Source organism: Mycobacterium sp. (genome assembly GCF_032161845.1).
In the GTDB taxonomy this organism is placed as follows: Bacteria; Actinomycetota; Actinomycetes; order Mycobacteriales; family Mycobacteriaceae; genus Mycobacterium.
In genome coordinates, this window is record NZ_JAVRQA010000279.1 from 1 (window position 1) to 19,641 (window position 19,641).

Consider the following 19,641-nt stretch of genomic DNA (forward strand, 5'->3'; position numbering starts at 1 on the left):
CGGGCCATGCCGGCGCCGAGGCCCGAGCTGGCGCCGGTGATGAGGATTCTCTGGCGAGTCATCCGCGCAGCCTAACCAACCGGTCGGGTGGCCTCGGCAGCGCTCGGTTCAATCGGCACGATGAGGATGGACAGCGGCCTAGAATCCGCAGGACCAGGCAACACGCCTGGAGCTGTAGCGCCGGGGGGTCGCGTGGGTGAGTCCAACCTGAGTTGCGCAGCCTGCGGACAGGAACTCCATCCTGGTGCACGGTTCTGCCACGGGTGCGGAACCGCGGTGGCCGTGGCGACGGCGGGCGAGCGCAAACAGGTAACGGTGTTGTTCACCGACGTCGTCGGGTCGATGAAGTTGGCGGCCACACTGGATCCCGAGCGACTGCAGGAGATCATGCACGAGCTGTTCAACCGGGCCGCCACCGTGGTGCAACGCTACGGCGGCACGGTCGACAAGTTCACCGGCGACGGGCTGATGGCCTTGTTCGGCGCCCCACAAGCCCTCGAAGATCATGCGCTGCGTGCCTGCATCGCCGCGCTGGACATCCAGATCGCCGCCAAAGGGCTTGCCGCCGAACTGCTTCGACGCGACGGCATCGAGCTCCAGATCCGCGTCGGCGTGAACTCCGGCGAGGTCGTTGCCGGTGAGATCGGCGCCGCCTACACCGCCGTGGGTCATCCGGTCGGGATGGCGCAACGCATGGAAGCCGCGGCCCCGCCCGGCGGCGTGCTGTGCGCGCAGACGACCGCGGCCCTCGTCGAGCATGCCACCAGACTGGCGCCCGTCGAAGAGGTCACGATCAAGGGCTCCGACGTACCGGTGGAAGCGCGGCGCCTGGAATCGGTCCTGTCCGAACAGCTGGTGGTGGGTCGCGACGAGGGCGCCATGCTGGGCCGCGACGCCGACCTGCGCACCCTCAAGGATGCCTTCGACACCGCTTCCCTCGTCGGCGTGGTCGGGGCGCCCGGCCTCGGCAAGAGCCGCCTTCTCCGCGAGTTCGGCGACTGGGCCGAGAAGCATGGTGCCGACGTCGTCGTCGCCCGTTGCGAGGCCCACACCACCGACGTGCCGTTCCGCGCTCTATCGCGGATGGTGCGCGCGATGTTCGGAATCGGTCTGCTCGGCGGCGCCGCAGCCCGCGAGCACACCGCCGGCCAAATTGCCGGGTTCCTCGCGCCCGATTCCGATGACGCCCAGATCCTGTTCGACATCCTCGGCATCGCCGAGCCACAGGCCGCGCCACCCGAGGTCAGCGTCGACAACCGCCGCAATCGACTTGTCGCGGTGATGGCCGAAGCCATCCGGGCACGCGCAGCGCGCACCGTCTTCGTTCTCGAGGACGCACATTGGATCGACGCCAGCAGCGACGCGGCCGTGGCTTTGTTCGCCACCGCGCTGCGCGCGACCGAGTCGGCGATCGTCACCAGCTTCCGACCCGAGTACCGGGGTGCGTTGCGCGAGCACCTCGACGCCGTCATCACGTTGCATCCCCTGACCGCCGAGATGACCACCGGGCTCGTCACACAGATCGTCGGACGTGACGAGACGCTCGCGGGCCTGGCCGAACGCATCGCGACGCCAGCTGCAGGCAATCCGTTCTTCGTCGAGGAGATCGTCCGGGATCTGGCTGGCCGCGGCGCGCTGGCGGGCAGTCGCGGCGACTACCGACTCGTTGGCGACATCGAGCAGATCACCGTCCCTGCCACCGTGCAGTCGGTGCTCGCCGCGCGCGTCGATCGCCTACCGGTGGGGGCCAAGTCGATCCTCAACGCCGCCGCGGTGATCGGTACTCAATTCGACGTCGATACATTGACGGCGCTGCTACCCGAAATGGACGCCACCGACCTGGTCGAGTTGGTGTCCGCCGAGCTGATCGATCAGATCGAATTCGTTCCACGGCAACGCTATTGCTTTCGGCACCCGCTCGTGCGCAAGGTGGCCTATGAATCTCAGCTGACCGCCACCCGCGCCGCCGCACATACCCGCCTCGCCAAGGCCATCCAGGCACGCGACCCCGACACCGTCGACGAGAACGCCGCGCTGATCGCCACCCACCTCGAAGCCGCGGGCGACGCCGAACCGGCATACACCTGGCACATGCGCGCCGCGGAGTGGTTGCGGAACCGCGACCTGGCCGCCGCCCGCAGCAGCTGGAAACGCGCCCGCCGGATCGCCGATCAGCTACCCGACGACCTCGAGCAACTCAGCGCCAAGCGGCTCGCCCCACGCACCAAGCTGACGACGACCGCCTACCTGATCGGCGACGAATACGACACCGATGAGGGATACCGCGAGTTTCGGGAGCTGGCAACACAATCCGGTGACCTCCTGTCGCTGGCCATGGGAACCTCAGGGCAGGTCATCTCGCTGACTTCCAGCCAGAGCCGAGTTCCAGAGGCCGCCGCACTGGCTTCGGAACTGGTCGAGATGATCGACCGCCTCGACTGCGACCCTGCCACGGAAGTGGAGCTTCTCTTCTCGGTGTGTTGGACGCGATACGTGAGCGGTGACTTCGACCTCGCACTGCGAACCATCGAACGTGAGCACCAACTCTCCGACGACCTGACATCCATCCAGCTCATTCAAGCCACGTGCATCCGCGGCGCGATCGGAGTCTGGCGCGGCGACTACGAGCGGGGTCGGCTCGACCTGCGGATCGCCGCCGAGCGGGCCCGCGGCCTCAATCCCGTCGACGAGGCGCAAGTACTGACCTCCCGGCTGTTCGTCGTCCTGGCGGGGCTCGAGGCCGCCGTCGACGTGGCCGGCGAAACGGCCGATCTACTACGACGGTGCGAGTCGTTCGGCGCCACCTATGGCATCACGCTCGCCCAGTACATCCACGGGTCCGTGCTGCTGCGCTGTTCGGAAACAGCGCGTGGGGAGGCGGTCGAGCTGCTGGAGCAGGCCCGCGCCAGAATCGCCAAGATCCGGACCGTAACGGCCGCACTGGGTTCGATCGAAGCCGATCTCGCGCTGGCAGGCATCGGCCAGCACGACCCCGATGAGGCGATCGAGCACATCCGTGATGCGCACACGCTTTACGCCCGCGGGCAGCCGCTGCTGACTGGACAGTTGACCGAAGCATTCATCGTGCTTCTGCTCGAACGCGGATCCCCAGCCGACCTGGTTGAAGCGCGCAGCGCGCTCGTCGAGTGGGAAGCGACGCCGCTCCGGGCGCCGATAGCCGGACTCGACCTCTGGCGGCTCAAGTGCCGAGTGATGGTGACGAAGGCCGAGGGAAACGCCGATGCCTCCGCCAAAGTCGCGCGGCAATACCTGGAGCTGGCCGAGCGACTCGACGCGCGCGGATGTCTCGACGAGGCGCGCCGTATGGTCGCCGACGTCACGACGTCGGGTCAGGGCAGGTAGAAGCCGCGAATTCGGTGATAACGGCCCCTACCGAGCAGGGCGTTGGCCGCTTGCAGACCCGACAGCACAGCGGCCTCGATGCAACCGGCGTTCAGGCCGGAGTCCGTCCAGTCGCCGGCCAACACCAGGTTGTCGTAGCCGCTCTCGTCGGAGCGAAGCCGGTACCGGTCGGTGCCTGGCAGCGACTGCACGTACCGATCCGACGGATCGATGTTCGTGCTGATGTGTTGACTGGCCAGTGCCGAGCTGTCGAGTCGCCCGCCGGCGCCACTGAGCAGGCTCCAGTTGAACCCCTGCCCGTTGACCGCGCCGGGCAGGAAGAGACGAAGGTGGTCATCGAGAAACGTCACCGCATCGGCACGCACTCGTTCCCGGCAGTCTCTGACGTAGTCCACGTGAACGTCGGTCGTCGGCCAGTCGGCGTCCAGTGAGCCGCAGAAGTACGCCACGGTGCCAGGCCGATCGTCGTCGGGCCAATCCTCGGCCCACAGCGTCTGCGGCATCGAGGCCCATGTCTCGAACGGGGGGATGTATGCGCTCGTCGTCACCCCGGGACGCGACCACCCCAGCGAAGGCTCATCGGGTCCCAGCCAGATCTGGAAGGCTTGAGTGGCGACCGTACGAATGTTCGTCGTCATGTCGCGCCACTCGGGACGGTCCTCGATCAACTCCGCGGCGACGAGTTCGACCATGGAAAGCGACACGGCAAGGACGACGTGGTCGAAGTCCTCACCGCGCCGCAGTATTCGGGTCTCGGCGTCATCGCGACGGTCCTCTAGATGGGATTCGAGAAGATCAGTGCCGGCCTTCGGCTCGATCCGGTCGGCCAGCGGCCTGCTTGGAAACACTGGCAGACTTCCTACCGTGGTCAGCGGCTCATAGTGGTCGGCCGCGGTGAGCCGCACTTGGCGACCCATCGTGATCGCGTCGATGCACTGGTGTCGCGAATCCAGGTGCAGCGCATCGACGCGATGGAAGAACTCGAAGTCGACCCCCCGGCGGCGCAGCGCCTGGTACATCGGTGCGAAGACGACGTCACCCATCCCTGCCGTCATCTTCCAGAAGATCGCGCCCTTGTGCGCGAAAAGCACTAGGCCCGTGAGGAATACCGCCAAGCCGGCCCCGAAGGCAGGTCGATTCGGATCACCCTCCTCGTAGCCGAAGACCAGATCGTAGAGCCCTCTGATCAAGGCGTAGTCGAGCACGTCCCGGTGGGCCCCGTGGCGCAGGATCCATTGGCCGAAGTCCTCGTCGTTGATGGCGCGGAAACCACGCGGATCGGTGACCAGGCCATCGGCGATCAACCCTCGGATCGTCGCCGTCACTAGGGATATCAGCAGCCAGGACCGCTTCTCCTCGGGGCGACGTTCACGGTCGAGGGTGCCGCGGATGGCCTCCAGCGCTTCCTCGAGCACCCCCGTTGGCGTGCTTCGCTCCGAGTGCGGGTCGGCGATCGCGAGCAGTGCGGCGGCGACTGCGCGCTGGACGGCTTCGACCACCCGAGCCGACGTCGGCGCTGCCGGCGTGTCGGGCGAAGTGGACAGCGTCAGCCCGGCAGCGGTGGCTTCCCGCAGCGAGTCCGCGAAGTCGAGGAGCAATTGCAGTGCACGCCGGAGGAATTCGACTGTCGTCATCTCGCGGCCGTCGGCATCCGGGGCGCCAGGCAGCTCGTCGTTACGGGTGAAGGTGCCCAACCACGTGAGCCAGTCGTTGCCCCACGGCTCGGCCAACCCGAGGTTGTCGGCCGGGATCAAGGCCTGGTCCCACGTGCGGATCGGGGCCGACGGGTCGGTGGCCCCGCGGTCGAGCTCGGCGTAACACTCCCGCAGAAGCGTGAACGCGTTCTCGTAGGAACCCAGCCAGATGTGCAGGCCGTGCTCTTCGATCCGGCCGTTCTCACCGCGGCTGGAGGCGCCCTTGCCCCCGAGTCGCCAGCCGCGCTGATAGACGGTGATCGACTCGAACCGGTCCCGCCAGCCAGGTTCGCTGAGACGCCACGCCGCACTCAATCCCGCCATGCCGCCGCCGAGGATGGCCACCCGGCCAGGGGACCGTCTCACCCGAGAAGGGCCTGCGCGCGTTCGAGTTCCGGCCACCCGGCATCGGCGGAAAACCGACCGATGGCGTCGACCAGCGCGCCGCGCGACGGTTCACCGGCCGACTCGAACCCATCCATGGCGCAACGCAATTCGAAGATAGTGGCGCTTTGCCGGCGGGCCAGCTGGGCCGCAGCGGCAAGATCGGCACGCCGTTGCTCGTCGGTCGAGTGGGTACCGGCCCGAATGCGAAGCAGCTCGGCATCGTAATAGTGCATGCCGGTTTCGACTCCCAGCGTCAAGCCAGCGTGCAGCCGGGCCTTGGCCTGATCGTTCTGACCAGCGGCGGTCAGCAACCGCGCTATCACCCCGTCGTAGCTCGGGAGCAGGTACTTGGCTTCCTGGGCCCGCCACAGGTCCGCGTATTCCGCGAGCGCTTCGGCATGGGCCACTAGCGCGGCGGCGTCGGCCGACCCGGTGGCCAGTTCCGCCAGCGCAGCCACCATGATCTGCTGGGCCGCGCTCACCTCTGTCCACGCGGTGAACCCGTGTTGTTCAGCGGCCGTTGCCATTTCGACCACCACGGCCGCGGCCCGGTCGAGCTGTCCGGCTTCGCAGCGGATCAGGACTTCCATCTGCCGCGCGTAACACAGACTGACCGCCCCCTGCGGAAAGCCCAGCAGCGCACACCGGCGACGAGACTTGGCCAACGCGGCATCCGCCCCGGCGAGGTCGCCTTGCGCGGCCCGCGCCATCGCCAGGTGGGTATGGATCGAGGCGATCGGCTCGTTGGGAATGAACCACACCGACCCGAACTCGGGAACGTCGACGTCGGATCGCACGGCCGCCACAGACTCCAACTTGGCTCGCGCGGTGTCGAACTCGCCACGGTACCAACTCACCATGCCGAAGCCCGCCTCGTTCTCGGGCATGAGGAAGTCCCGGCCGTCCGCGCGCAAGGCTTCCAGTAGTTGTTCGACTCGACTCAGGTCGGCGCGTCTCGCGTAGTAGCCGTACAGGGCAGTGAGGGTCATCAGGAGCTGGTCGCTCCGGTCGGTTCCGCTGAGCTGCAGGCATCGTTCGAAGTCGGCGACCGTGTTCGGGCCCGACGTGCCCTCCGCCGCCGAGGCGAGGAACCCGCGTCGCAAGCGGACGGTGATCTCCCTTCGGTCTCGGGACGGATGCGGCGGTAGCCGCTCGATCTGGGCGAGGGCACGGTCGAGACACGTCCGAGCCTCAGCGAGGGCGCCACGGCGCCTCGCGTCTTCCGCGGCCGCGCCATAGGCCTTCGCCGCTTCCTTGAACCGCGCGGCCTCGTCGTAGTGCACGGCCACCAGTCCCCAGTCGGGGTCGGCCGAGGTGACCAGGGCGTCGGCCACCCTGCCATGCAGGGAGCGGCGAACGCTGGGCGGCGACAGCTCGGATGCGACTTCGCGAAGCAGCTCGTGACGGAAGCGCCAGGAATCACCCGGCAACCGTTCGAACACCAGGGCGTCTTCGAGTTGGCCGATCACCATGTCCAGTTCGTCCTCGTTCATGTCGAGGACCGAAACGAGCAGGGAACGGTCGACGTCGCGGCCGATCGCGGCGGCCGCCTCCACCACCGGCACCACGTTGGCGTGGGCCCGCAGCCGCGCGAACAACGGTTCGTAGAGCGCGTCCGGCACGGTGTTCGGGTGCAGCGGTGCCTCGGAGTTCTCGGTGAGTCCGGCAACCACCTCCTCGATGTAGAGGGGCACTCCATCACAGCGAGTCGACAGGACACGCCGTTGACCGACAGCGAGGCCCGGGTCCAGCGCGGCGATCAGCTCGTCGGTCTCGGCGTCGGTCAGGGTCTCGAGTTCCAGCACTTCGACCCGCTCGTCGCTCGGCATCTTGGCGCCGCTGCGTCCGGTCATCACGACCAGCAGACGTCCGACGCCCGTGTTCAGCAGCGCCTCGACGACGTCGATGGTCGATGGGTCGAACCAGTGCATGTCCTCGACGAGCACCACGGCGGCACTGTCACCAACGCACGCAAGGAGATACTCGAGAACTCCCTGGGCGATCTTGTCGTACAGCTTGGTGCCGTCCGCACGCACCGGCTCGTACCCATGGTCGGCTCCGATGCCGAGCACGGGAGCCAGCAGCGGGATCGCGAACACCGGATCCATCGCCACCTTGGCCAGCTCGACTCGAAGGAGCTGCAACCGTTCCGCGGGGTCAGTCAGACGCACTATGCCACAACGACGTTCGAGTAGTGCCCGCACTGGGTGCAGGCCTGCATTGGCAAGGAAGGGTGAACCGATCAGCGGGAGCACGACACCGCCGGAGTGTTCGGCGAGGTCGGCCGCCTCAGTCGCCATCCGACTCTTCCCGATTCCGGGCTCGCCGACGAAGGCCACTCCGGGAGTGGCCAGTGCACCCGCTTGCGCCTGAGCCCAGGCCCGCTTCAGGTAGGCCAGCTCGCATTGGCGGCCGACGAGCGGCCCCCGTGGGATTCTTGCGCCCGTAGCACGCTCCGCAACGACCCGATAATGCTCGACGGGTGCCGCAATTCCCTTCACCGGTTGAGGGGGCCTGACCTCCAACTCGAAGTCGCGGCTCACCAGCGGCTCGATCGCGCCGGAGACCACGACGGTCCCAGGCTGCGCGAGGCCGGACACCCGCGCCGCCAGGTTCGCCGCGAGCCCGTAGACGTCATCCTGAGTGACGTCGAGGTAGACGAGTCCACGGTGGACTCCCACCCGGACGTCGATGTCGAAGCCGAAGCGATTGCGTACCCGCTCCGCGAGTTTGGCCACCTCACGGCTGATGTCGAGCCCGGCTTGGACAGCCCGGCGGATGTCGTTCTCGTGGGCCCGAGGATGCCCGAACACCGCGAGCAGTCCGTCACCCTTGGTCGACGCGATGTGCCCTTCGTAGCGATCGACGATCTGGAGGACGTACTCTCGGTAACGCCCGACCACCGTGCGATAGATTTCCGGCTCGATCCGGGTAGACAGCTCGGTCGAGTCGACCAGATCGGCGAAAAGGATTGTCAGGCGCCGGATCTCGCCGTCGCCAACCGGGGCGGCCAGTAAGTCCTCGGCGTCGACATTACCGCTGTCGACGGCAAGGACCCGTTCGGCCAGCACGTTCGCAGCCTGCCGGTCGCCTGCACCGATCGCCTCGAAGGCACGGTCGAGCAGAGCGTCGATCGTTACTGGCGCCTCGTGATCGGTCACAGCGCGACGTTGACCACCACGTCGTCTTCCAGCACGCCTGCGGGGGCGGCGGAATCGACTTCACCGATGTGCACCACGCCGATGTACAACCCACTGGCCAGGCCTGCGGCGGTCACCAGAATCGAGAACTTCGTCTCGCCCTTGGGCAGCACCCCGTCGGTGGGGTCGAAGCCGACCTGGGCGGCCGCATCGTCCGCGGCACCGGGCCGGGACAGCGACGTCATCACCAGACGACGAGGGTGAGCAGGGTCGGGGGCCACCCTATACGTCCGGCAGACGGGTCCCTTCTCGTACTGCCCCGGCCCAGCCAGCATGGTCTCGACCATTTCGATCCCGCCGAACAGGGCGATGTCGGACAACTTGACCATCGACTCGACCCATCCGGATGGCGTTGACGACTTTCCGTCGAGTTGGCCGGCGGCCTGCTCGGTGACCTTGCCCGCCTCGCTGATCATGCGTCGCGTGATGGCCGCCATCCGATCGGCCACCGCGCGAGCGCCAGGACGCGCCAGGCCATCGGCTCCTGCCTTGGCCACTTCGAGGCCGCTGGCCACCGCGACATTGGTCAGCTTGGTCATCGTGTTGATCAGGTTCCCTGCGGCGGACTGGCCGCCGACGGCACCGGTGGGTTGCGACGCCGCGCGGGTGATGTCCCCGACTTTCTCGACCGTCTCCTTGGCGGTCGCGGCGAGGCGTTCCACGATGGGATCCGGTTCGATCATGGGTTCTTCTCCTGCGGTATCGGCGCCGGCCGGAAATTGCTCGACATGGTGTCGAAGAGCGCGACGGACGTGTCCGTCGCAATGGCGCCGAGTTGGGTACCGAGAACCTTGAGGTCGCCGGCGTCTATGCCGTCGCGCCAACGCGACGCAAGCTCCGACCCGAACGAGGCGAGGCCTTCGATGCAGCCCTTGAGGACGTCGACGGTGTCGTCCACCGCTTCGGCCCGGATGTCGGCGGGCAGTACGGGAGGATCGATGGGAAAGCTCGTCGCTTGAGGCTTGCTCATCGCCGCGAGCTTCGGCGCGGAATTGGTGAACGGGGTCGGCTGCTTACCAGGGAACTTCGCGCCGTGGCGGAACATGCCGCTCGCGTTGTCGGCCCAACCCAAGCCACCGGCCAGGGCAGTCGTCGCGGTCGAGCTAAGACCGCGGATCAAGAGCTCCTTGCTGGTACGGACCCGGACGCCGGTAGCCTCCCTGGTGATCCAGATGTAACCGTTGTCCACCAGGACGAGGCGGTCTCCGTCGGCGGCATGACTGTCGTCGAGGTCGTAATTCAGCAGCAGATGGTCTGACCCACTCTGCTTCCAGAACTTCAGTGGCGTGGTCATGCTGTATTGAGCGCAATCGCCACTCACTTCTTCACGCACCGCGCTCCAGCCCTGCGGCGTTTCACCCCGTGACGTCATGGTGCAGAAGAATCCGTGGTAGATCTCGTCCCAGTTCTGCGGATCGGCAATCTTCTCAAGCGATTCGAAGCTGATGTCGGTCCAGCTGACATCGGTGGTGATGACACTGCAGTATTCGTCCCTGACCTTGCGCAGGAATGCATTCGGATCGTAGGTTGCGACCGCGTCGGAGATCTGGTCATAACGCTGATCTTTCATGAACGCGGTGAAGTCCTTGCGGTTCGTCACGCTCTGTTGAATACGGTCGGCCAACCGTGCGCCGGCGGCATCGCCCACGTTGGGCGGCTTTGCGCGGCTGCCCTCGAGAGTGGCAGAGGGCGCAACCGCCAGCATCCTGGCGAGCGGGCCGAGGGTGTGCTCATTCGGTTCGCCGCGTAACCGGGCGATGTTCTCCAGAACGACCTCCGCAAAGATCGATCGTGCGGTCACCGCAACCGGCAGCCCCGCGCCGGATCTGCCCCGTCCGACCAGTCGCGTCCGCGCCGCCTCCAAGTCCGGCGGTGCAATTCGGCGGCCGGGGCCGGCCAGGTTGTCGAGGAAACCGAGTGCCTCCCGGTACCAGCCTCGCTGGCCGAATCCCGTGGTTCCCGGCAGAAACTGCTCGACCCTGCGGGCGATCGCCGGGTCGCGGGCCTCGACCACCGCTTCGTCGATGGCCCCGTAGAGCGCCAACTGCGCCTGAAGTTCCCCCATGGCCCCCGCCTTACTGGTCGACGATCTAGCATACCGTTGCAGGGTGCTCCAAGCGTGGTCATTACCGACCTTCTTGAGCGGGGGAAATCGTGACGGCTCGGGGTTCCAACGACGATGGCAGCATCGCCGATCTGCCGTGGGCATCGGTATTCGATCCCGCCTCAAATGTTCGGGCGCTGAGCGCAATCCAGGCCCGCGGCTTCCGCGCCGCCACCGAGATCATCGACCGGTTGGTCAAGGCAACGGATTCCGCGTCCCCGTCAAATAACAACGGTCACAACGGCATCCCCCACGACATCCCGCAAGACATCCCGCAAGACATCCCCCAAGATGTCCCTCACCCTGACGGTGACCGAGACGCTGATCGGGTGGTTTCGACATGGCAGAGCCTGATCGGTCAGTTGGTCGCGTCCATTCGTGGCTCCGCGATGTCGGCTCGGGTCGGAGTCGCCACCATCGATTTGACGAACTCCCACGCGAGCGGCCAACTTCGGTTCGACGCAGCCCAATCCGGGCCCGTGACAACGGAGGTGTGGTTGCACAACGGCGGATCCGACGACCTCGGCGTGACCCGACTGCGGTGTAGCGACCTGCTGGCCCACGACGGTGCCGTCGTCAGCGCGGCGCGGATTCGATTCGAGCCAGCCGCCGTTCCCCTGGTGGCGCGTTCCAGCCGAGGCATCACGATGTGCATCGACATCGCCGACGACGTCGGTTCCGGCTGTTACCGCGGGACGCTGCTCGCAGACGGGCACGCCGACGTCTGGCTGCCGGTGGAACTCGTCGTCGAGCGCGATGAATCATGACCAGCACCACCGAGCAGGTAGATCTCATCCGCGACGTCGAGGGCCGACTGCGCGAGGTGGCGAAGGTCGTTCGTCGCTCGATGCTCGACGCGATGCCGGACGGCGAGCCCGTCCGGTGGCTCTACGGCCCCATGCGCGAGTACCCATCTCGCCCCGGCAAGGCGCTGCGGCCGGCACTGTGCCTATCCGCCGGCCGGGCCTTCGGTGCTGACTCCGACGATGTTCTCGGTATCGCCGTCGCAATCGAGTTGTTGCACAACGCATTTCTCGTCCACGACGACGTCGCCGACGGTAGCGAGATGCGCCGGGGACGCCCGACGCTCGCGGCGACCCATGGGATGGCGGCGGCGCTGAACGCCGGCGATGGCCTCGCCATCGTCTCCAGTCAGGTGCTGCGGAGGGCGACGCGCCGGCTCGATCGCGACCTCGCCGACCTCGTCTGGGGCGAGTTCGACACCATGGCGATGCGCACCCTCGAGGGCCAGGCGATCGAACTCGGTTGGCAGTTCGACAACGTCGAGGATCTCGGCCCCGAGGACTACCTCAACCTGATCATGCTCAAGACGTGCTGGTACACCACCATCCACCCGCTCCGGGTCGGTGCCATCGTCGGCTCACGGGGCACGGCCGAGCTGGTTCCCCTGGCGCGGTTCGGGTTCCATTTCGGCGCGGCCTTTCAGATCAGGGACGACCTGTTGAATCTGGTCGGCGATGAGCGCACGTACGGCAAGGAGATCCTCGGCGATCTGTACGAGGGAAAGCGGACGCTGCCGCTGGTCCATCTGCTGGCCACCGCCAAGGGCACCCACCGGGCGCTTGTCCGCGACTACCTGCGCCGCGATCGGACGGCGAGGTCACCCGAACTGGTGCGGACCGTTCGCGGCCTGATGGACGACTACGGCAGCATCTCCTTCACCAGTGAGTTCGCCGAGGGCATCCTCCTGGTGGCCGAGGAATACTTCGAGCACGCCTTCGCGGATGCCGAGCCAGGACCAGACCTCGACTTCCTCCGAAAACTCGTCCCGTACGTCTGGGCGCGCTGGCGCTGAAGCTCCTACTTGAGCAACTTGGACATTCGCCGATCCGCCAAGATCTTGCCGCCGGTCTGACAGGTCGGGCAGTACTGAAACGACTTGTCGGTGAAGGACACTTCGCGCACGGTGTCACCGCACACCGGACACGGCATCCCGGTGCGTGCGTGGACCCGCAACCCGGAGCGCTTCTCCCCCTTGAGAGTTGCCGCCCCCTGGCCAACCGATCGGGACACCGCGTCGGTGAGCACCGAGATCATGGCGTCGTGCAGGACGCCGAGTTGGGCTGCGGTGAGCTTGCCTGCGGTCGCGAATGGCGAGATCTTCGCGACGTGCAGGATCTCGTCGCTGTAGGCGTTGCCGATGCCCGCGATCGTTCGCTGGTCGGTGATGACGGTCTTGATGCGCCCGCTGTTGCCCTTGAGCACCGCAGCCAGTTCCTCGGGTCCCAGCGACAACGCGTCGGGGCCAAGGGTCGCGATTTGGGGCACCTTCATCGGATCGTCGACCAGCCACACGGCGAGCCGCTTCTGGGTTCCGGCCTCGGTCAGGTCGAAACCCGGCGCATCTCCCGGCTTGCCAAGGTGGACGCGTAATGCGATGGGGCTCTTGCCTCCTGGCCGCAGCGGCGCAGGAGAGAGTTTGTCCGACCAGCGCAGCCAGCCCGCTCTGGACAGATGCGTGATCAGGTGCAGATCGCCCGCCTCAAGGCCGAGGTACTTGCCCCACCTGTTGGCGCCGGTGACCGTCCGGCCCGATAGCGCGGTGATCGGTGGATCGAACGTCTTGAGTACCGAGAGGGCCGCGACGTCGACGCGTCCCACCGTCAAACCCGCGGCGTGACGACGAAGGTGGTCGGCAAGCGCTTCGACCTCGGGTAGTTCCGGCACGCCTTTCAGGCTAGCGGCTGGCGCGCTCCGGGTCGGGCAGTACGATCGACAGCACCCAGCTGACGATCGACAACACGATCGCGGCCCAGATCGCCGTCCACCAGAAGTCGTCGATGTAGAGGCCCCAGTGCGTGGTGTTCTCGGTGATCCACGACGTGATCCACAACATCAGCGCATTGATGACGACGTGGATCAGGCCGAGGGTGAGGATGTACAGCGGTATCGAGATCAGCTGAACGATCGGCTTGATGAATGCGTTGACGACGCCGAAGATCACCGCCACGACGAAGATGATGCCGACACGTTGCAGCGTCGAGTCACCGCCGACGAATTCGATTCCGGACACGACCTTGGTGACGACCCACAGGGCGAGGCCCGTCGAGGCCGCGCGGAGAAGAAACTGACCCACGGCGCCGATCCTGCCACGCAAGGGCTCTTGTCAGCCAGGCTTGAGCAGATAGATGTCCATGATCCAACCGTGACGCTCCCTGGCCGCGGCCCGCACTGCCTCGATCCGATCCCCTACCGCGGCGATCGTCCCGTCGACCAGAATCTCGTCAGGCGTCCCGAGGTACGCACCCCACCAGATCCTCGTCGCCGCAGCGCAACTCAGGAACGCACAGTCCCCGTCCAACATCACGACGGTCGCGCCGGCGAGCCCCTCTTCGCGGAGCCGTCGGCCCGTCGTGATGAGCACGGGTGCGCCGATGTCGTTGAGCGGGATGCGATGCCGAGCCGTCAGGGCCTGGATCGCGGTGATGCCAGGGATGACGTCGTAGGTGAAGTCCACTCGATCGGCGACCGCGTCGAGGATGCGCAATGTGCTGTCGTACAACGACGGATCACCCCACGCGAGAAAGGCGCCGACCCCGTCGTCGGCCAGTTCGTCGAGGAGCGCCCGCGCCCACAGTTCGGCGCGGGCGGCGTGCCAGTCGGCGACCGCCTGGCGGTAGGCCGGGCTGTCCGGGGTCTCCTTGGACCTCGGCGGGTCGGCCAATTCGACGAAGCGGTAGCCCGGTTCGCGGATGAATCGCTCGCAGATCTCGCGGCGCAGCGCCACCAGGTCATCCTTGCGCGAACCCTTGGCAGAAGCGAAGAACACGTCGACGTCGTTCAGCGCTTCGACCGCCTGAGCGGTCACATAGCCGGGATCGCCGGCCCCGATGCCGATGACGTGGATTCGGCGCGTCACGGCACCCAGCCCGGAACCTGAAGTATCCGGTACCCGGGGTATTGACATGTCGAGCGCCGCGTCATTAGGTTGCCAAGCATATCGGCGCACTTTTTCGCTGAAGGGACGTCAACGATGACAGCTTCCACCAGGGCAGGCGCTGCCCCGACCCGCGAAGAATTCTCCGAACGCCTGTTGCGCGGTTCGGTGAAGAAATACTACGAACCGATCGTCGACATCGACTGGGATGCGCCGCTGGATCCCGACAAGTACTTCCTGCCGCCGAAGACCGTGTCGGTGTACGGAACACCGCTGTGGGACGGCATGACGCGGGCCGAGCAGATCGAGCTGTCGCGTCAGGAACTCGTCAACACGCTTTCGGCAGGCATCTGGTTCGAGAACATCCTCAACCAGGCGTTGTTGCGGCACTTGATGCATGCCGATCCCACCGCTCGCGCGACGCACTACGCGCTCACCGAGATGGGCGACGAGACCCGCCACATGGTGATGTTCGGCAGGACGATCGAGAAGGTCGGCGCCAAACCCATGCGGCCCAAGCTGTATCAGCGCGTGCTCATCAACGCGCTGCCCCTGACGTTCAGGGGATCCCTGCTGTGGGTCGCGGCGCTGATCGGCGAGGAGATCTTCGACTCGCTACAGCGACAGATGATGGACGATCCCGAACTGCAACCAGCCGTCCAACGCCTGATGCGGATCCACGTCACCGAGGAGGCCCGCCACATTCAGTTCGCCCGCGACGGACTGCGCAAGCGCGTCGGCGGCATGCGCTGGCTCAACCGCATGTGGGTGGCCAACCTCCACGGTCTCGGCGGGTACTTCTTCCAGTACCTGTTCAGCAATCCGGCGCAGTACCGCCGCGTCGGCCTGCCCGGTCGGGCCACCCGCCGGATCGCCCGCAGCAGCGCCCATCGCCACGAGACGCAGGTCCTCGGGTTCGCGCCACTGGCCGCATTCCTCGACGACGTCGGGCTGATGGGTCCGATCGCGCGCCGGATGTGGCGTCGTACCCACTTCTTGCCCGCCAAGTCGTCGCCTCCCACCTCTGACCGGACAGCGGTCGCCGAGCAGGACCCGGACCTGAAGAACGACGTGTACGACGGCCCCGCCGTGCTGGCAACCGGCGACTCCGACCATCCGGTTCGGGTCCGGCTGACCGGCCATCTCGACCCCATCGACGGTCGGTACCACTGGCGGGGAACGGTTTTCGAGGCAGTGCCCGCCGACGTGCTGAAGACGCCACACGTGTCGTTGACCGTAGGAGACCGCACCGCCGCGGCCCGCATCACGGAGAAGACCCCGTGGGGCACCTACTCGGTGACCGGCGAGGGCGCTCCGCCATTCGCGTGACAGCGAACTAGAACACGTTCTAGTATCGCGTCATGCGGTTCACCTATGCGGAAGCCATGACCGATCCGAAGTACTACCTCCCGTTGGCGAAGGCCGCTGACGAAGCCGGGTATCACGCGATGACCATTCCGGACAGCGTCGCCTACCCCGAAGTCTCGGACTCGACGTATCCGTACACAGCGGACGGCAACCGCGAATTCCTGGACGGCAAGTCGTTCATCGAGTCGTTCGCCTTGATCGGCGCGCTCTCCGCGGTGACGACGAAGTTGCACTTCAACATCTTCGTGCTGAAGCTGCCGATCCGCCCGCCCGCACTCGTCGCGAAGCAAGCCGGCTCGCTGGCGGCGATGTTCGACAACCGGCTCGGGCTCGGCGTCGGCACCAGCCCGTGGCCCGAGGACTACGAGATCATGGGCGTGCCATTCGCCAAGCGTGGCAAGCGGATGGACGAGTGCATCGACGTCATCAGGGGTCTCACCTCCGGCGACTACTTCGAATACCACGGCGAGTTCTACGACTTCCCCAGCTTCAAGATGACACCCGCGCCCACCAAGCCGGTACCGATCCTCATCGGTGGACACGCCGACGCCGCGCTGCGGCGGGCCGCGCGCAACGATGGCTGGATGCACGGCGGCGGCGACCCCGAAGAACTCGACCCACTGTTGGCCAAGCTGGCCAAGTTTCGCGCGGAAGAGGAGCGCATCGGTCTGGCCGACGAATTCGAGATTCACGTGATCTCGATCGACGGGTTCACCCTCGACGGTGTCAAGCGACTCGAGGACAAGGGCGTCACCGACGTCATCGTCGGCTTCCGCATCCCCTACATCATGGGCCAGGACACCGAGCCGCTCGACGACAAGATCCGCAACCTGGAGTGGTTCGCGGAGAACGTCATCGCGAAGGTGTAGCGAGCGCATCAACGGCGCGGGCGCTCAGCACCTCGTCGAGCACCATCACGGCGCCACCGACGGTGCCGGACTGGCTGCCGTGCGCCGCGGGCACCACCTCGAGGGTGCGGGTCGCTTGCGCAGTGGCGTTGCCGTACAACGTTTCCCGCAGTCCGGCGACGAAGATTTCGTAGGCCCCCGCCATGTCGCCGGCCACCACGACGACGGCTGGGTTCAACAGGTTCACCGCGGCGGCCAGGACTTCGCCGACGTACCTACCGCTGTCGCGGATCATCCGACGCGCCTCGGCGTCACCACCGTGGGCGATCTCGACGACGTCGCGAAGGTTCCTGACCGACCGGCCCTGCTGCTGAAGCGCGTGGACGATGGCCCACCCGCCCGCAATGGCCTCGACACAACCGGTATCACCGCATCGGCACGGAAGTCCTTGTGCCGCAGCAATCTTGCTGTGCCCGAATTCGCCAGCGGCCTGCGCGGCGCCGCGCTGCAGCACCCCACCCGCCACGATCCCTGCACCAAGACCGCTCGAGGCCTTGATGACGAGTACGTCGTCGTACCCCTGCCGCTCGACGACCGCAATCGCGTTCGAGTCGTTGTCCAGGATGACCGGGACCCCCGAAAGACGTTGCAACTCAGCAAAGTACGGCCGCAGCTCAACGCCGTCCCAGCCGCGCAGGATTGGCGAATCACGGCTACACCCGCGCTCGCGGTCGACGGTTCCCGGCAGGCTCAGCGCGACGCCGTAGATCGGGATGCCCTGATACTCCTGCAACATCGCGTCGAGTCGCTTGACGACGTCGGGCATCAGGTCGTCGGGCCCGAGCGCGACCTCTTGATCGATGTCGGTGATCGTCAGCACCTCGGCGGCCAGGTTGCACACCGCTAGCCGAGTCCGGCTGATGCCGATGGCCGCCGACAGCACGATTCCCGCGGCGGCGTCGAATGACAGCAGCGTAGGCGGTCGTCCACCCGTCGAAGGCGCCTGCTCGCGTTCGGCCACCAAGCCGAGGGACGTCAGGGCCGCGATCCGAGCGGCGACGGCTGTTCGGGAGAGGCCGGTGAGGTGGCCGATTTCCGTGCGCGTGACGTCTCGACGATCCCTAATGAGCGCGAAGACATCACCGACGGAACCTCTCCCGTCGCTTCGCTCGCCCCTGATGCCTCTCCCGTCGCTTCGCTCGCCCCTGATACCTCTCCCGTCGCTTCGCTCGCCCCTGATGGCCATGCCTCGATTGAACCGGAGAAACGTAAGCCACGCCACTTTTGTGTTCTAAAAGACATAAGTCGAGTTGAGGAAAGGCATAAGTGCGGCTACCGTTGACCGGGTGACACGATCAATCGAACGACCCACCGTCGCGCTGTCCGTGGTCTCGCCGCCGCCGTCGGTGCGTTGGTTGGCGGTGTTTGCGCTGGCCGTCGGCAGTTTCGCCATCGGCACCACCGAGTTCGTGGCCATGGGCCTGCTGCCCGACATCGCGTCGAGCCTGAACATCACCGAGCCCATCGCCGGCCACGTCATCTCCGCTTACGCACTCGGCGTCGTCGTCGGCGCCCCCGTCATCGCCTCCCTCACCGCACATCTGCCCCGCAAGGTCCTGCTGCTGGGCCTAATCGCGCTGTTCACCCTGGGCAACCTCGCGAGCGTGTTGGCGCCGAGCTACGAGACGCTGATGGCCGCGCGATTCGTCTCCGGCATCCCGCACGGCGCCTTCTTCGGCGTCGCCGCCCTGGTCGCGGCCCACCTGATGGGCCCGAAGAACCGCGCGAAGGCCGTCGCACACGTGATGAGCGGCCTGACCGTCGCCACCGTGCTTGGCGTGCCGCTGGCGTCGTTCCTCGGCCAGCACTTCGGGTGGCGCAGCGCGTTCGGGTTGGTCGTCGTGATCGGCCTAGTGACCCTCACTGCCATCTGGCACTGGCTGCCCGACCTGAAGTCCATGCACGTCACCAGCGCGCTGACCGAGCTCAGCGCCCTCCGTCGACCCCAGGTGTGGCTGGCCCTGCTGCTCGGCATGGTCGGCTTCGGCGGCATGTTCGCCGTCTACACCTACGTGGCAACCACCTTGACCGACGTGTCCGGGCTGTCCCGCGGACTCGTTCCACTGGGGCTGATGATGTTCGGGCTCGGCATGGTGGTCGGCAATCTCGTCGGCGGCAAGATCGCCGACATCTCGGTCGTCAAGGCGCTGTACGCCTCGCTCATCTCCCTCGGCGCGATGCTCGCCCTGTTCGTCTGGGCGGTCCACAACCCCTGGACGGCGCTGCTCGGTCTGTTCCTCATCGGAGCCTCCGGCTCGGCCATCGGACCGGCACTGCAAACCCGGCTGATGGACGTCGCCCACGGCGCCCAGACCCTGGCGGCGGCGCTGAACCACTCCGCGCTCAACATCGCCAACGCGGCAGGTGCGTGGATCGGCGGCCTGGTGATCGCGGCGGGATACGGCTACACCGCACCCGCGGGCGCCGGCGCACTGCTGGCCGTCGCGGGCCTGCTGGTGCTGACCATCTCGGTACTGCTGCAACGTTGGACGGAGCGCCCCCATGTCAAGTGATCACCGGTGGCTCGTGAGCCTGCACGTGCTGGGGCTCCGGCTGGACTTCAGGTTGCGGCCGTGGACCCGCCTCTTCAGCCGCCGGCTGGCTCCGGTCGGCTGACGACGGCGAGATCGTGCAGCAGACCGGCTGCGCGCACCTCACCGGCCACGACGAACCACAGCCGGACGTCCCCGTCTCGGACCGCGGAGTGGATGTCGACGGA

The 19,641-nt window shown here is 66.7% G+C and carries 14 protein-coding genes and 1 pseudogene; 6 read left to right on the top strand and 9 right to left on the bottom strand.

The genetic code is table 11. From position 1 onward, the window contains the following. The first annotated feature begins 276 nt into the window (after positions 1-276). Entirely contained in the window at positions 277-3,363 is a 3,087-nt protein-coding gene (locus tag QOD90_RS15460; RefSeq protein ID WP_526351175.1) for an ATP-binding protein, read from the top strand. On the opposite strand, the gene QOD90_RS15465 is transcribed toward QOD90_RS15460, so the two are convergent. The 4 genes from QOD90_RS15465 to QOD90_RS15480 are packed head-to-tail and all read right to left on the bottom strand — an operon-like array spanning position 3,351 to position 10,709. Beyond that, positions 3,351-5,423 carry an FAD-dependent oxidoreductase gene (locus QOD90_RS15465; RefSeq protein ID WP_526351177.1) on the bottom strand — a complete coding sequence of 691 codons (2,073 nt, stop codon included), beginning with the start codon at positions 5,421-5,423 and terminating at the stop codon, positions 3,351-3,353. The genes QOD90_RS15460 and QOD90_RS15465 overlap by 13 nt on opposite strands. Next, positions 5,420-8,605, bottom strand: a complete 3,186-nt coding sequence (locus QOD90_RS15470; protein ID WP_526351179.1) for an adenylate/guanylate cyclase domain-containing protein — start codon at positions 8,603-8,605, stop codon at positions 5,420-5,422. The genes QOD90_RS15465 and QOD90_RS15470 overlap by 4 nt, the downstream gene beginning before the upstream one ends. Continuing rightward, complete coding sequence (locus QOD90_RS15475; RefSeq protein ID WP_526351181.1) at positions 8,602-9,327, bottom strand: hypothetical protein; 726 nt, start codon at positions 9,325-9,327, stop codon at positions 8,602-8,604. Before QOD90_RS15475 ends, QOD90_RS15470 begins: the two co-directional genes overlap by 4 nt. Further along, a complete protein-coding gene (locus QOD90_RS15480) occupies positions 9,324-10,709 on the bottom strand; it encodes a hypothetical protein (protein ID WP_526351183.1) in 1,386 nt (461 codons plus the stop codon). Before QOD90_RS15480 ends, QOD90_RS15475 begins: the two co-directional genes overlap by 4 nt. An 89-nt stretch (positions 10,710-10,798) precedes the next feature. Between QOD90_RS15480 and QOD90_RS15485 the strand changes: the two genes are divergently transcribed. After that, positions 10,799-11,515 carry a hypothetical protein gene (locus tag QOD90_RS15485; RefSeq protein WP_526351185.1) on the top strand — a complete coding sequence of 239 codons (717 nt, stop codon included), beginning with the start codon at positions 10,799-10,801 and terminating at the stop codon, positions 11,513-11,515. After that, positions 11,512-12,564 (top strand): polyprenyl synthetase family protein, encoded by a 1,053-nt coding sequence (locus QOD90_RS15490; protein WP_526351187.1) that lies wholly within the window; start codon positions 11,512-11,514, stop codon positions 12,562-12,564. Before QOD90_RS15485 ends, QOD90_RS15490 begins: the two co-directional genes overlap by 4 nt. A gap of 5 nt (positions 12,565-12,569) precedes the next feature. Here QOD90_RS15490 and QOD90_RS15495 read toward each other — a convergent pair whose 3' ends face one another. From QOD90_RS15495 to cobF, 4 genes and pseudogenes are all read right to left on the bottom strand, one after another. After that, the gene (locus QOD90_RS15495) at positions 12,570-13,043 is read right to left on the bottom strand and encodes a zinc finger domain-containing protein (protein WP_526351200.1); all 474 of its coding nucleotides are present in this window, start codon (positions 13,041-13,043) and stop codon (positions 12,570-12,572) included. A 150-nt stretch (positions 13,044-13,193) separates the two neighbouring features. After that, a pseudogene (locus tag QOD90_RS15500) lies at positions 13,194-13,436 on the bottom strand (DNA-formamidopyrimidine glycosylase family protein); the annotation flags it as partial. Between the two features lie 10 nt (positions 13,437-13,446). Further along, positions 13,447-13,845: a phage holin family protein gene (locus QOD90_RS15505; RefSeq protein ID WP_526351189.1), complete on the bottom strand. Its 399-nt coding sequence runs from the start codon at positions 13,843-13,845 to the stop codon at positions 13,447-13,449. 30 nt (positions 13,846-13,875) lie between these two features. Continuing rightward, positions 13,876-14,628 carry a precorrin-6A synthase (deacetylating) gene (gene cobF, locus QOD90_RS15510; RefSeq protein WP_526351191.1) on the bottom strand — a complete coding sequence of 251 codons (753 nt, stop codon included), beginning with the start codon at positions 14,626-14,628 and terminating at the stop codon, positions 13,876-13,878. Between the two features lie 114 nt (positions 14,629-14,742). Here cobF and QOD90_RS15515 point away from each other — a divergent pair, with 114 nt between their 5' ends. Next, entirely contained in the window at positions 14,743-15,975 is a 1,233-nt protein-coding gene (locus QOD90_RS15515; RefSeq protein ID WP_526351193.1) for a diiron oxygenase, read from the top strand. 32 nt (positions 15,976-16,007) lie between these two features. Next, positions 16,008-16,883, top strand: a complete 876-nt coding sequence (locus tag QOD90_RS15520; RefSeq protein WP_526351194.1) for an LLM class flavin-dependent oxidoreductase — start codon at positions 16,008-16,010, stop codon at positions 16,881-16,883. On the opposite strand, the gene QOD90_RS15525 is transcribed toward QOD90_RS15520, so the two are convergent. Beyond that, on the bottom strand, positions 16,867-18,108 hold the full coding sequence (locus tag QOD90_RS15525; RefSeq protein WP_526351196.1) for an ROK family protein: 1,242 nt from the start codon (positions 18,106-18,108) through the stop codon (positions 16,867-16,869). The two genes, QOD90_RS15520 and QOD90_RS15525, sit on opposite strands and share 17 nt — an antisense overlap. 100 nt (positions 18,109-18,208) lie before the next feature. Here QOD90_RS15525 and QOD90_RS15530 point away from each other — a divergent pair, with 100 nt between their 5' ends. Then, positions 18,209-19,435, top strand: coding sequence for an MFS transporter (locus QOD90_RS15530; protein ID WP_526351198.1), 1,227 nt, complete (start codon positions 18,209-18,211; stop codon positions 19,433-19,435). The last annotated feature ends 206 nt before the right edge of the window (positions 19,436-19,641 follow it).